A 12,692-nucleotide genomic window follows, 5' to 3' on the forward strand; every position below is an offset into this window, starting at 1 on the left:
CGAAGGCGCCGTTCAGGCGAACGGCGAAACGGTTGCTGAGCGGCGTGGTGTAGTCCGCCTCTCCCCGGGAAATGGCTGTAGCTCCCGCCTTCCAGCATGACGCTGCCTTCCGGCGTGAAACTGCGGTTGCTTGGTGATGATGTTGACCGTGCCACCCGGCTCACCGCGACCGAACAAGGCCGATGTCGGGCCCTTCAGGACGTCGATGCGTTCCACGCTGGAGACGTCCCTGGGACCGCCAAACCCCCGGCCATAATTGAAGCCGTTGACGAGGAAGCCGCTGGGGACATTGATATCGCCGGCGAAGCCACGCACGGCGAAACCGTCCCAAAGACCGCCATAACTGTTCTGGCGCGCCACGCCACTGACCAGGTCCAAGGCGTCGGAAAGCCGGGTGATGCCGGTTTCCTGCAGCGTGGCCGCGCTCAATGTCTGAATGTTCTGCGGGACGTCCTTGGCCGGGACGGTACCGACATATTGCTGTTTCTGCGCCGTGACCGTGATTTCTTCAAGGCCATCGCCTGTGGCCGGGGCCTGGTCTTCCGCGGCGCGGGCCACAGGCTGAAGCATCAGGTAAGCCGCGGTCGCGGCACAAAAGAATCGAAAACCGGAATGGCCCTTCATTTTCTCGCCCCCTGTTCTGATTTTAATGTGAAGGCTCCCCAAGAATTTTTTTTGTAGATCTTCCCCTTCGCGACGAACGTGCGCCATCGTGGAAGACGTCAGGAGAATGGACCCAACTTTCGCCCGTTTTATTAGGAATTATGGTGCCCGATCTCTTGGGAATCTTTGTTCGAAGACCGGGTTGTTTTCAGAGGGAAATATTGCGGCATCTTGCCAAACAGATGAATCTGCCGGCCCCCGATGGCAGGCGTCGCCACACCTATTCGGCGTGGGGCCTGAACAAATCCCCATAAAATCCGACGGTCTTCACGGTCACCGTGACAGGAACATCGCTGCGGTTATGCCAATACCAGCCGTGCGTGCCCTCGAAGGGGGCGGTGAGGTCGCCCTGTGCGGCTGAAAGCTCCTTTTCCTTCCAGTAGCTGGTGAACTCGTCACCGGCGTTCACCCGCTCGCCATGCATGTCCACTTTCACGGGCGCGCTCGCTTCCCAGCGGAAGATGAAATGATCGCCCTCCCGCATGTGGGCCTTGATCTCGGCGCCGGTGTGGGGCGCCAGGGTCAGGGTCATTTCGTCGCTGCGCAGGGCCGTCGTCTTTTCGATCATAGCCCGGTTGGGAATGGGAATGCCGGTCGGTGCCTGGGACGGGGCCGTCACCCCCTTTTCAGTCTGGCTCATTCGGGTCAGGCCGATGGCGGAACCGATCCCGGTCAGGTCGATGCCGCGTTCGGCCGGCAGCACGAACAGGGTCAGGATCAGGGCCGCGGCCACGCCCGCCCCCGCCGTCGCCTTGGTCAGGGTGCCGCGGGTGACCACGTATTGGTCCATGGAAGGGCTCGCCATGTCAGGCTCCTTGCTGGAAATAGCCCGCCAGCTGATAGCCGGTCAGCACAAAGCCGGCGGCCATAAGGGCGGCGTTGGCCAGGACGACGCTGTGCCGGAAGTTCTCGGTCTGGCGCCATAGGCTCATGAGGATGAGGATGACGCTCAGCGCCAGGAACTGGCCAATCTCCACGCCCACGTTGAAGCTGACCAGGTTGGGGATCAGCCCCTCCTGGGACAGCGCCAATTCCTGCAGTTTGGTCGCCAGGCCGAAGCCATGGAAAAAGCCGAAGACCAGGACAGCGGCGCGGGGATTGGGCGTGAAGCCCAGCACGGTCTTGAAGGCTCCCAGATTGTCCAGGGCCTTGTAGACCACTGACAGGCCGATGATGGCATCCACCAAGTAGGCATTGGCCCGCACGTCGGTCAGCACGCCCAGCAACAGTGTCGTGCTGTGGCCGATCGCGAACAGGGTGACGTAGCGGCCCACGTCCTTCAGCCGATACAGCAGAAAGATGACGCCGACCAGGAACAGCAGATGGTCATAGCCGGTGACCATGTGCTTGGCGCCCAGATAGATGTAGGGGACGATGTTGACGCCGTCGGCGCCGGTGATGAAGGCTTTGTCGGCGTCCGAAACGCCGTGGGCCCAGGCGGCCGTGGCGGTAAGGGCCGTGACAAGGGCGGCCAGCACAGCCAGCCGGCTCAACGCCTTGGCCGTGCGTGGGGTCGATGTGGAAAGCGGGGCTGCTGCCTGCATCGGGGGCCCCCTAGTTGATGGTGAAGGTGGTGCCCAGGCTGGTTTTCGTCGCGGTGTCGACGACCTGGACGGCGACCTGGGACTTGGCCGGGATGGTGGCGCCAGGCGCGTCAAAGCGGTTGCCGTCGGCGGGCTTCAGCGCCACCACCTGCGTCTTGCCGCCGGTGGTGATGCTGATCTGTCCCGTCATGGCGGCGGCCGTCACTGGCTCGTCATCATCGGTGACGTACAGCGCCACGGCGCCGGCCTTGTTCACCAGTTCGAATACTGTTTCGCCAGCCATCAGCACCACGCCGCCGTGCTGCGGCTTGGTGTTGCCATGCGCCAGGGCGGGTAGGGGGGCGGCCAGCGCCAGGGCGATCAGGGCCGGGGTGAGGAACTTCACGAGGATCATGGCGAGGCCTTTCAAAGAGAGGACCGGGTTCATTCCGGTGCGTGCTGCAGCAGGAAGGACAGCGTGGCCCCAAGCTCGATTTCGTCGTATTTCTTCGGATCGTCCGTGGGGGCCTTGTAGACCGCCTCGATCACGTTCAGGCCCTGGTTGCGCACCGGCAGGGTGACGGTGCCGTCGGCGGCCGTCTTCACCGGGGTGGCGTCGGGGTCGTTCACAAGGTCGTTGATGACCGATACGCCGGCGATTGGCTTGCCCTTGTACAGGACCCTGTAGGTCATGGGCGTGCCCAGCTTTTCTGGTATGGGGCCGACCGGAACGATTTGCAGCACCTGTCCCGGCAGGGCGGGGATGGGTTTCTCCAGCGGGCCGCGAACGCCCACCGTGTATTTGATGGTCTTTTCCGAATAGAAGGCGTTCGGCATTTCCTCCCGCGTCTTCTTCTCGAACTCCTCGCCCTTCATCCGCGACCAGATGCCGTTCTGCAGGACGGCGGCCACCAGGGTCGGGCGCTGCTCGGTGTCCAGGACCACCAGGGGACCCGCCACGCGCAGCTTGGCCTCGATTGGCTGGTAATTGGCGTCGTAGGCGGCAATGCCTTCGAAGCCGGGCAGACGCTTCACGGAATCCAGGTCGTCGGCGCCGACGCCATAGATCAGGGCCAACTGGCGGGCATGTTCGGCATACCAGATGGCGTGGGCGCCGGCGGGACCGGAGATGAGGGCGCTGGTGAGCGCGGCGAGGGCGATGGGCTTGAAACGACGCATTATCGATCCCCTGTCTTATGTTTTGACCCAGCACGCCTTTTGATGGCGGTCCCGTTCTTTTTAAGAAGGCTAACACCCCGGATTGACGGGATGGCACCGATTGCGGGGGGCCTGGCGGCAGAAAACCGTCCCGGGCCGGCGGGCGGGCGGTCGATTGTGCTTTGGGTTTACAGGATGCGCCGGCGGATGGCCGCAGTTGCCGTCCGCCGGCGCGCCCCGCTTGTCAGTGGCGGTGGTCGGTTTCCGTATCGCCGTTCTGCGATGCCGGGTCGTCATGGTCGTGGTGATGATGGTGGGCATGCCCCTGATGATCGTCGAGGGCGGCGGGGTCGGGCAGGCGCTGCACGCCGATGCCATGGCGGTAGACGTTCTCCGCCCCATACCATCCGGTGATTGCCACCAGCCCCATGCCGCCGGCCACGCACAGCAGCAACAGGGGATGGGCGCCCACAGCCCGCTTGCGGTCCAGCCAGGCGCCCAGCGACGCGATGGCCAGCACGGCCGCCGTGCGGTAGGCCCAGGTTAGGTGGATATGCACGTTCTCATGGCCGGCCAGATCCATGGCGGAGGTGGTCATGGCCCGCTGTCCCGTCAGGATGGCCGCCAGTGCCGCCACCGTACCCAGGCATAGCGACCAGCGCGCGGCGGTGGTCAGGGCTGGTGCCCATCCGGTCTTGTGCCGGACGGATGCCGCCATGAAAAAGAGGAACGTCAGAAGGGGCAGCGCCACGGCGAAATGAACCACCGCAGGGTGCCAGTTGGGTAGGATCTCCGGCATGGCTCAACCCCCGTGGTCATCGGGGCCGTAGCCCGTGGGCATGGCGGCGTCGTCCGGCATGACATGATCGATCCAGTAGGCACCGGCCGGGGATCTCCCCAAGGCGAACATGACCTGGGCGCCGGGCCGCAATCCGGCCAAGTCGATCCCCGGGGCCACCGGGAAGTCCATGGTCATGCCGGGCCAGTTCAGGGCGGTGATCGGGCCATGTGTCAGAGTAACGGTGCGGCGGGCGGCATCCACGGCGTTCACCGTGCCGGTGCCGATCGGCGTCTTGTCGGGCGTCTTGCCGGAATGGTCGTGGTCCATTTGAGGCGGGGCCGCCGCCAGGGCTGGCGCGTGCGTGATCATCAGCGCCGCCACGACGGCGCGCGCGAAGGTCTTCGGGATCATTTGATTCTCCCAGGGAATCTGGACTGGGCCGTCGATTGCGGAACGGCCGGGGTGGGGCGTGGCCTTACAGCCGGATCACGCCCCTGGGAGGTTCAAGTGGGGGAAGGGAGGTGATGCCGGTCCCGTTCGTATGCGCCGGCGATCCTGGCGCTCGCGCCTGGCCCGCCAGCCAGTCCGGTGCAGCCTGGGGGCTGAGTGCCGCCCCGTGGCAGGCCATGGCGCAGCACGGGGAGATCCCATGGCAGCAACAGCCGTCCTGGCATCCAAGGTCCCGCACGTCGGCCACCAGGACGGAGGGCGCCACGACGGCGACAGGGGCCGCCGCGACCTCGATGACAGTTTGCCGTCCCACGCCATGGGCCTGCGCCCGGCCAGCCCATCCGAGGACGCAGGCGGCGATGCATAGCAGGACGAAGAGTTGTGGGACCGAACGGAGGCGCATGCCGGCACCATAACGGTCCGGTGCCGGGTGTGCAAAGGCGCATCGCAAGGCGCCGGCACCGATCCGTCACAACGGTATATCGTGCTGCGCCGATGCCCGCTGACGCGGAAGCCTGCCAATCGGAGCGATAACAAAGGCGCCATCATGTCGCGCGTTGGCGCTAGGCTTTTATGAATCGCGCCGGCCGGTATGCCGACCGCAAATCCAAAAACCTTAAGCGACAGGGGGCCTCCATGACTGTCTTGCGGCCGAAGTTCATCACGTTCGACTGCTATGGCACGCTGATCAACTTCGAGATGGCGCCGGTGGCGCGGAAGGTTTACGCCGACCGCCTAGCGGGGGAGGCGCTGGAAGAGTTCTGCCGTGACTTCTCCGCCTACAGGCTGGACGCCGTCCTCGGCGCCTGGCGGCCGTACCGCGATGTGGTGGTCGAGGCCCTGCAGCGTGCGTGCAAGAAGGCGGGGGTCCCGTATCGTGACGCCGACGGCGCGGCGCTGTATGCCGCCATTCCGACGTGGAACCCCCATTCCGACGTCGTTGAGCCGCTGAAGCGCGTCGCGGCCGAGTTTCCGCTCGTCATCCTGTCCAATTCGATGGTCGATCTCATCCCCCACAGCGTCGAGAGGCTGCAGGCGCCATTCCACACGGTCTGCACGGCGGAGGAGGCCCAGGCCTACAAGCCCCGGATGCGCGCCTTCGAGTTCATGTTTGACACTCTGGGCTGCGGGCCGGCGGACGTGCTCCACTGCTCCTCCAGCTTCCGCTACGACTTGATGACCGCCTATGACATGGGCATCACCATGAAGGCCTTCGTCAACCGGGGGCACGAGCCGCTGAACAGCTACTACCAGGTCCACGACATTCCCAACATCGGCGGCCTGCCCGGGCTGGTGGGACTATGACCGCGAAGGCCCTGAAGGGCCTGGTGGGGGCCCCAGTGGGGGTCCCGGTGGGGGCCGTTGTTGATCTGCGGGCCTATGCGGCCGGCACGACCCCTGCGGCCGACTGGATCGGCGGTCGCGCCGTGCCGGCCTTTACCGACGCCGCGGCCACCGTCGCGGCCCTGGCGCCGCGCGGGGAAGGGCGCGTCGATGGCCTGTTGGCGGACGAATTCGTCCTCGTTCTCGACGGTGGGCTTGAAATCGACAGCGATGGCGGCCGCCTCTCGCTGCGGGCGGGCATGAGCGCCGTGCTGCCAGTGGGGACAAGCTTCACCTGGCGGGCCGCCGAGGGAACGCTGCTGGTCATCGCCAGCTGCCCGGCGGCCCAGCCCGGGACGGCGGAGACGCCGGTGACGATCGACCAGGCCGCGCCTCTCTCGCCCTCCAACCCGCCGCTGGCCGAATTACTGGTCGGCCCCACACCGTCCTGCCGGAACCATTCCGATTACTGGTCGGCCAGTCGTGAATTCGTTTGCGGGACCTGGGATTCCACGCCCTATCACCGCAGGCAGATGCCCTATCGCCATATCGAACTCATGCATCTGCTGGAGGGCAGCGTCACTTTCGCTGGCGCCGGCGGCAGCGTCACCTTCTCCGCCGGCGATGTCTGCCTGGTCATCCGGGGCGATGGCTGCGCGTGGATCAGCGAGACGCATGTCAAAAAGGTCTACGCGACGCAGCGTCCCGCGTGACCATCGCGGCGGCCACGCGCCCGGACCGCCGGCGCCTCAACCACTGGCGCGCCGCCACGGTATCTTATATCGCCTTGCGTCCATGTCGCCGCATGACGGTGGCGCGGTTCGGCGACATACGGGAGAAGTTGCCGGCGGAGGCTGGCTTAATAAACGGCAATAAAGTCATCGCCGACAAACACGGGGAACGGGACATGGGCCAAATCGCGTCGGTTGGATCTGGATCATTTGTGGTGAGTGAAGCGTCCGCGAAGCGCACGACGATGGCGCGGCCGCGACTTCAGAATATCGACGCGCTGCGCGGGCTGGTCATGGTCTTCATGCTGCTCGACCATGTTCGCGAGACGTGGTTCCTGTATGTGCCCGTCGCCGATCCGGTCGATGCCCGGACGGCCGCGCCGGCGGTGTTTCTCGCCCGTCTGCTGGTCAGCCTGTGTGCGCCCATCTTCGTCGCGCTCACCGGTCTCGGCGTCTATCTGTATGCCAGCAATCACACCAGGGGCGAAACGACGGCTTATTTGGTGAAACGCGGCCTTCTGCTGATGGCGATCGAGGTGCTGATCCTGTCGCCCATTTATTGGGGCATATCGCCGCCGATGCTCTGGCTGCAAGTCATCTGGTGCATCGGTGTGTGCATGATCGTGCTGGCGGCCTTGATCCGGCTGCCACGCCCCGCGTTGATCACCCTAGGCCTGGTCATCGTCTGTGGTCACAATCTTCTCGATCCCATCCACCTCACCCCCGATAATCCGTTGTTCATCCTTTGGGCCGAGCTGCATCAGCGCGATTTCATCTCGCTGCCGTTCGGCCTCGTCGCGAAAACGAGCTATCCCATTCTTCCGTGGATTGGTGTGATATCGCTGGGCTATGGCATCGGTCCGTGGTTCGAGGCCGACATTTCCCCGGAAACGCGCCAGCGCCGTCTTCTGACGCTTGGTTTCGGGATGATTGCCGCCTTCGTCGTATTGCGCGCGCTCAACATCTATGGCGACAAGCCGTGGTTCGTCGTCGACGGTGATCCGCTGCGCACGATGATGAGCTTTCTGGCGCTCACCAAATATCCGCCGTCTCTTCTCTTCCTGCTGCCGACCTTGGGCGTCGGCGCGGTTCTGCTCGCCTTGCTGGACCGCGTACGGGACTCCGGCTTCGTCGGTGTGCTGTCGGTGTTCGGTGGGGCGCCGATGTTCTTTTACATCGTCCATCTCTGCACGCTTCGTATTCTGTATCATATCGCCTTCGCGATCTGGGGTTCGAACCACGGCACCGTGTTCGGGGTTGGCAGCTACGGCTGGGTGGTCGTCTGGTATCTCGGTTTGATAATTCCCTTCTACGTGCCGACCGCGTGGTTCTCCCGCCTCAAGAGGCGCCGTCGCGACATCGCCTGGCTGAAATACTTTTAAGGCGGGGGGCTTTAACCAGCGCGCGCGTGGCGGCCCCTTCCTGATCCGGCATTGGACCCGCTTGATCGCGCTTTCCAACCGGTCGCCCAACCGATCGTCGGCATGCATTTCCAAGAATCTCCAAGAGAACCCAGGATGATTGAAACCTTATCCAAGCCGCCCGCCCATTCTGGTCAGATGACCCTTGATGCGGCTGAGACCCCGGCGCTGGTGCTTGACGTGGCGCGGTTCGATCGGAACGTGGCCCGATTGAAGGCGCGTTTGGCGCATCTCGGCGTTGGCTTCCGACCGCATGTGAAAACCGCCAAATCGATCGACGTGGCCCAGCGCCTTTTCACGGGTGACCTGGGGCCGATCACCGTTTCGACAATAGCTGAAGCGGAATACTTCGCCGCCGCGGGTGCGACGGACATCGTCTATGCCGTCGGCTTGGCGCCGAAGAAGATCGCGCGGATACGTGACCTTGTGGCCCAGGGCGTGGACGTCGCGGTACTTATCGATACCGTCGAACAGGCCCAGGCCCTTGCCACGACGGCACGGGACGGCGGCGCGATGCCGGCGGTGTTGATCGAGATCGATTGTGACGGCCATCGCGGCGGGCTTTCCCCCGGTAACGCCGCGATCATCGAGATCGCGGATATTCTGCGGGCAGGGGCGGTGGAGGTCCGGGGTGTGCTCACCCATGCCGGGGAATCCTACGCGTGCCGGGGAGGTGTGGGCCTGGTGGAGGCTGCCGAGGGCGAGCGCGCGGCCGCGGTGGCCGCCGCCCAGGCTTTGCGCCGCCACGGGCACGCGGCGCCGGTGGTCAGCGTGGGCTCGACCCCGACCGCGCATTTCGCCCGCGATCTCGATGGTGTGACGGAAGTGCGCGCCGGTGTCTTCATGTTCTTCGATCTCGTGATGCATGGCATCGGTGTCTGCGCGGTCGATGACATCGCCGTCTCGGTGCTGGCCACCGTCATCGGACACAAGCTGGAAAAGGGCTGGATCCTGATCGACGCTGGCTGGATGGCCATGTCTCGCGACCGGGGGACGCAACGCCATCCAGTTGATCAAGGGTACGGCCTCGTCTGCGATGTCGACGGTGTGCCGTGGCCGGATCTGATCGTGGATGATGCCAGCCAGGAGCATGGGATCATCAAGGTCCGGCCCGGCAGCGCCGCCGCGTTGCCCGACCTTCCGGTCGGTGCACGCGTGCGTATTCTGCCCAACCATGCATGCGCGACGGCGGCTCAGCATGGGGCCTACCAGGTGGTCACAACCGGCAGCCGCGACATCGTGGCGGCGTGGCCACGGATGCGGGGATGGTGAACCTCATGGAGATGAAGATAGAGACGTTGGAACCCGAGGGCCTTGCACGGCCAGGCGGCCACTACAGCCATGCCATCCGCTATGGCGGCTTGGTCTTCACGGCGGGCCAACTCGGCGTGCGCGCGGACGGCTCCCATACCGCTGATTTGGGGTTCGACGATCAGGTCCGGCAGGCGCTGTCCAACGTGTTGGTGGCATTGCGCGCCGCCGGCGCCGGGCCCGGCGATATTCTCAAGGTCACCGCCTACATCGTCGGCGTTGAGAATTGGCCCCGCTTCAACGCGGTCTATGCCGAGATGATGGGGGACGCGCGGCCGGCGCGGACGGTGGTTCCGGTCGGCGAGTTGCATTACGGCTATCTGGTCGAGATCGATGCCGTGGCGGTGTGTGGCGCGACCGGCGCCCGGGAGGGCGCGATGAACATGATCTGATCCCAGCCTTCAGGTTTTCGATGGGCCGGCCATTCCGGCGAGCCCTGGTTTCCCGTCCATCGTCGGCGCCTACCGCCGTCAGGATCTGGTGCGATGACATCTGGAATGAATTCGGTTGCGGCCGGGGATGTGAATCCGGGGCGGGCGCTTTATATCGACGGGGCATGGGGGCCGGCGTCCGGCCCGGTGTCGTTGCCGGTGGTCGACCCGGCAAGCGAGGCTGTGATCGCCGAACTCGCGGCGGCGACCGCCGCCGATCTCGACCGCGCCGTCGCGGCGGCGCGCGCGGCCCTGCCGGCGTTCAGCGCCACGCCGGTCGCGGATCGGCGCGCGCTGCTTGAGCGCATACACGCGCTGATCCTGGAGCGGGCGGAGCCGCTGGCCCAGGCGCTGTCGCGTGAGATGGGTGCGGCCATCAGCCATGCCCGCGCCGCCCATGTCCCCCTCGCGGCGGCGCACGTCCGTGCGGCTGCCGATGTGCTGGCGACCTATCCGTTCCTGACCATGCGGGGCACCACCGCCATCGTACGCGAGCCGATCGGGGTCTGTGGCCTGATCACGCCGTGGAACTGGCCGCTGTACCAAATAACGGCGAAGGTCGCCCCGGCCCTGGCCGCCGGATGCACCGTGGTGCTGAAGCCCAGCGAGTTGTCACCGCTGAACGCGTTGCTGTTCGCCGAAATCATGCACGACGCGGGCACGCCGCCAGGTGTCTTCAACCTGGTCAACGGCACCGGCCCGGAAATCGGGGCGGCCATGGCGGCCCATCCCGGTATCGACATGATCTCGATCACCGGTTCCAACCGGGCCGGCGTGCTGGTCGCCCAGGCGGCGGCGGTGACCGTCAAGCGGGTGACCCAGGAACTGGGCGGCAAGTCGCCCAACGTTTTCCTGCCCGATGCCGATTTCCCGCGCGCCGTTCCGCTGGGTGTCATGGCCGCGTTCCGCAATGTTGGCCAGTCCTGCAGCGCGCCCACCCGCATGATCGTGCCCCGGGCCCGAATGGCGGAGGTGGAGGCCATCGCCCGGGCGACGGCGGGGGCCATCATCGTCGGCGATCCGTCCGACGGGAAGACCGTCTTGGGCCCCATCGCCAACCGCGCCCAGTTTGAACGCGTCCAGGCCATGATCGCCGCAGGTATCGCGGAGGGTGCCACTTTGGTCTGCGGCGGGCCCGGGCGTCCGGAGGGCAGGACCCGCGGCTTCTATGTCCGCCCGACGATCTTTTCGGGCGTCACGCGCGCGATGAGGGTCGCGCAGGAGGAAATCTTCGGGCCTGTCCTGTGCGTCATGCCTTACAACGATGTGGACGAGGCCGTCGATATCGCCAACGACACGGTCTTCGGGCTGGGCGGTCACGTCCAGGGGGGCGATATCGAACGCGCGCGCGATGTCGCTCGCCGCATCCGCACCGGGCAGGTTCATCTCAATCATCCCGCCTGGGATCCCCACGCGCCGTTCGGCGGCTACAAGCGGTCGGGCAACGGCCGGGAATACGGGGTCTTCGGTGTCGAGGAGTACCTCGAAACCAAGGCCATACTCGGCTACGCCTGACCTTCGTCTCATGGGAGATCGCATCGCCATGTCGGCGCCTCTACGTCTCATCCAGTCCTCCCCCGCCTTGCCCACCGAGGCCGACGCCGTGGTGATCGGTGGCGGCATCGTCGGCGCCTTCGCCACCTATTATCTCGCGATGCGGGGCCTGAAGGTCGCGCTGGTCGAGAAGGGCGTGGTCGGCGGTGAGCAATCGAGCCGCAACTGGGGCTGGTGCCGGCAGCAGAACCGCGATGCGCGTGAACTGCCGATATCAACCAAAAGCCTCGATCTTTGGGACCGCTTCGCCGCCGACAGTGGTGAGGATGCCGGATTTCGACGCTGCGGCTTGTTTTATCTGAGCAACGACGAAGAGGAACTGGACACCTGGGCCCGCTGGGGCGCCTTCGCGCGGACGGTCGGCGTCAGCACGCGGATGCTCGATGGCGCCGAGGCGACCGAACGGGGCGGTTTCACGGGGCGGCGTTGGCGGGGGGGCGTGTTGGCCCCGACCGACGGCATCGCCGACCCCGGGCTCGCGGCCCCGGCGGCGGCAAAGGCGGCGATGCGGCACGGCGGCACCGTTCATCAAGGCTGTGCCGCGCGGGGCATCGAACTGGCGGGCGGCGCAGTGAGCGGCGTCATTACCGAAAAGGGCACCATCCGTACGAAGCTGGCCATACACACCGGTGGCGCGTGGGCCTCTTCCTTTTGTCATCAGTTGGGCATTCGCTTTCCCCAGGCATCGGTGCGCCAGTCCATTGTCGCGGTGGCCAGCGACCAGATCGATTTGCCGGACGCCCTTCACACCAAGTCGGTGTCGATCACGCGCCGTGGCGACGGGTGTCATACCCTGTCGATCAGCGGGTGGGCGCGGGTCGATCCGACGCCCCAGTTCTTCCGCTTCCACCGCGAATTCCTGCCCATGTTCCTGCGGCGCTGGCGCAGCCTGTCGCCGGGGGGGCTGGAAGGCTGGCGCTCCGGTCATGAAACGGGCTCCCGCTGGACCGTCGATCAGTCGACGCCGATGGAGCGGATGCGTGTTCTAGATCCAACGCCGGATCCGCGCACGGTACGCCTGACAGTGAAGCGGGCGGTCGACCTCGTTCCTGCCCTTAGGGCCGCTCCAGTCATGAACACCTGGGCCGGCTATATCGATAGCACGCCCGATGGCGTCCCAGTGATTGGTGGGATACCCGACGTCCCTGGCTTCATCCTTGCGGCGGGATTCAGTGGCCACGGCTTCGGCATCGGACCTGGCGCGGGGCACCTGATCGCTGATCTTGCAACGGGTTCCACACCGATCGTCGATCCTCGCCCTTATGCCCTATCACGCTTCGACAAGGGCGAGAAAATCGATGTCGCGGACTTCTGAGTAGTAGAACTAGCGCGACAGCGTCGGCATT

General features: G+C 65.5%; 14 protein-coding genes. 7 read left to right on the forward strand and 7 right to left on the reverse strand.

Annotated features, from left to right (window positions below; all coding sequences use genetic code 11):
• Positions 1–12: 12 nt before the first annotated feature.
• The 7 genes from I55_RS25735 to I55_RS25765 form a co-directional block, all read right to left on the reverse strand.
• Positions 13–624 (reverse strand): Plug domain-containing protein, encoded by a 612-nt coding sequence (locus I55_RS25735; protein ID WP_044563580.1) that lies wholly within the window; start codon positions 622–624, stop codon positions 13–15.
• Between the two features lie 259 nt (positions 625–883).
• Positions 884–1,468 (reverse strand): hypothetical protein, encoded by a 585-nt coding sequence (locus I55_RS25740; protein WP_044563581.1) that lies wholly within the window; start codon positions 1,466–1,468, stop codon positions 884–886.
• Between the two features lies 1 nt (position 1,469).
• Positions 1,470–2,207, reverse strand: a complete 738-nt coding sequence (locus tag I55_RS25745) for a HupE/UreJ family protein (protein ID WP_083901439.1) — start codon at positions 2,205–2,207, stop codon at positions 1,470–1,472.
• A gap of 10 nt (positions 2,208–2,217) precedes the next feature.
• The gene (locus tag I55_RS25750) at positions 2,218–2,601 is read right to left on the reverse strand and encodes a hypothetical protein (RefSeq protein ID WP_049974498.1); all 384 of its coding nucleotides are present in this window, start codon (positions 2,599–2,601) and stop codon (positions 2,218–2,220) included.
• A 29-nt stretch (positions 2,602–2,630) separates the two neighbouring features.
• A complete protein-coding gene (locus I55_RS25755) occupies positions 2,631–3,365 on the reverse strand; it encodes a DUF4198 domain-containing protein (RefSeq protein WP_044563582.1) in 735 nt (244 codons plus the stop codon).
• 223 nt (positions 3,366–3,588) lie between these two features.
• Complete coding sequence (locus I55_RS25760) at positions 3,589–4,143, reverse strand: DUF2231 domain-containing protein (protein ID WP_044563583.1); 555 nt, start codon at positions 4,141–4,143, stop codon at positions 3,589–3,591.
• A 3-nt stretch (positions 4,144–4,146) separates the two neighbouring features.
• A complete protein-coding gene (locus tag I55_RS25765) occupies positions 4,147–4,536 on the reverse strand; it encodes a copper-binding protein (protein WP_049974499.1) in 390 nt (129 codons plus the stop codon).
• A gap of 675 nt (positions 4,537–5,211) precedes the next feature.
• On the opposite strand from I55_RS25765, the gene I55_RS25770 reads away from it, so the two are divergent.
• From I55_RS25770 to I55_RS25800, 7 genes are all read left to right on the forward strand, one after another.
• Positions 5,212–5,880, forward strand: a complete 669-nt coding sequence (locus I55_RS25770; protein WP_044563609.1) for a haloacid dehalogenase type II — start codon at positions 5,212–5,214, stop codon at positions 5,878–5,880.
• Positions 5,877–6,611, forward strand: coding sequence for a cupin domain-containing protein (locus I55_RS25775; protein ID WP_044563584.1), 735 nt, complete (start codon positions 5,877–5,879; stop codon positions 6,609–6,611). The genes I55_RS25770 and I55_RS25775 overlap by 4 nt, the downstream gene beginning before the upstream one ends.
• Positions 6,608–8,011: a DUF1624 domain-containing protein gene (locus I55_RS25780; RefSeq protein WP_199902724.1), complete on the forward strand. Its 1,404-nt coding sequence runs from the start codon at positions 6,608–6,610 to the stop codon at positions 8,009–8,011. The genes I55_RS25775 and I55_RS25780 overlap by 4 nt, the downstream gene beginning before the upstream one ends.
• 135 nt (positions 8,012–8,146) lie before the next feature.
• On the forward strand, positions 8,147–9,322 hold the full coding sequence (locus tag I55_RS25785; RefSeq protein WP_044563585.1) for an alanine racemase: 1,176 nt from the start codon (positions 8,147–8,149) through the stop codon (positions 9,320–9,322).
• Positions 9,316–9,753 (forward strand): RidA family protein, encoded by a 438-nt coding sequence (locus tag I55_RS25790; protein WP_252181318.1) that lies wholly within the window; start codon positions 9,316–9,318, stop codon positions 9,751–9,753. Before I55_RS25785 ends, I55_RS25790 begins: the two co-directional genes overlap by 7 nt.
• A 93-nt stretch (positions 9,754–9,846) precedes the next feature.
• The gene (locus I55_RS25795; protein WP_044563586.1) at positions 9,847–11,307 is read left to right on the forward strand and encodes an aldehyde dehydrogenase family protein; all 1,461 of its coding nucleotides are present in this window, start codon (positions 9,847–9,849) and stop codon (positions 11,305–11,307) included.
• A 28-nt stretch (positions 11,308–11,335) separates the two neighbouring features.
• Complete coding sequence (locus tag I55_RS25800) at positions 11,336–12,661, forward strand: FAD-binding oxidoreductase (RefSeq protein WP_044563587.1); 1,326 nt, start codon at positions 11,336–11,338, stop codon at positions 12,659–12,661.
• Positions 12,662–12,692: the final 31 nt, after the last annotated feature.

The sequence above is a fragment of the Azospirillum sp. B4 genome, assembly GCF_000333275.1.
GTDB lineage: Bacteria > Pseudomonadota > Alphaproteobacteria > Azospirillales > Azospirillaceae > Nitrospirillum.

Bases quoted from the DNA above. Each gene is read 5' to 3' on its own strand.
- I55_RS25735 (WP_044563580.1), bottom strand. From the start codon at position 624: ATGAAGGGCCATTCCGGTTTTCGATTCTTTTGTGCCGCGACCGCGGCT.
- I55_RS25740 (WP_044563581.1), bottom strand. From the start codon at position 1,468: ATGGCGAGCCCTTCCATGGACCAATACGTGGTCACCCGCGGCACCCTG.
- I55_RS25745 (WP_083901439.1), bottom strand. From the start codon at position 2,207: ATGCAGGCAGCAGCCCCGCTTTCCACATCGACCCCACGCACGGCCAAG.
- I55_RS25750 (WP_049974498.1), bottom strand. From the start codon at position 2,601: ATGATCCTCGTGAAGTTCCTCACCCCGGCCCTGATCGCCCTGGCGCTG.
- I55_RS25755 (WP_044563582.1), bottom strand. From the start codon at position 3,365: ATGCGTCGTTTCAAGCCCATCGCCCTCGCCGCGCTCACCAGCGCCCTC.
- I55_RS25760 (WP_044563583.1), bottom strand. From the start codon at position 4,143: ATGCCGGAGATCCTACCCAACTGGCACCCTGCGGTGGTTCATTTCGCC.
- I55_RS25765 (WP_049974499.1), bottom strand. From the start codon at position 4,536: ATGATCCCGAAGACCTTCGCGCGCGCCGTCGTGGCGGCGCTGATGATC.
- I55_RS25770 (WP_044563609.1), top strand. From the start codon at position 5,212: ATGACTGTCTTGCGGCCGAAGTTCATCACGTTCGACTGCTATGGCACG.
- I55_RS25775 (WP_044563584.1), top strand. From the start codon at position 5,877: ATGACCGCGAAGGCCCTGAAGGGCCTGGTGGGGGCCCCAGTGGGGGTC.
- I55_RS25785 (WP_044563585.1), top strand. From the start codon at position 8,147: ATGATTGAAACCTTATCCAAGCCGCCCGCCCATTCTGGTCAGATGACC.
- I55_RS25790 (WP_252181318.1), top strand. From the start codon at position 9,316: ATGGTGAACCTCATGGAGATGAAGATAGAGACGTTGGAACCCGAGGGC.
- I55_RS25795 (WP_044563586.1), top strand. From the start codon at position 9,847: ATGACATCTGGAATGAATTCGGTTGCGGCCGGGGATGTGAATCCGGGG.
- I55_RS25800 (WP_044563587.1), top strand. From the start codon at position 11,336: ATGTCGGCGCCTCTACGTCTCATCCAGTCCTCCCCCGCCTTGCCCACC.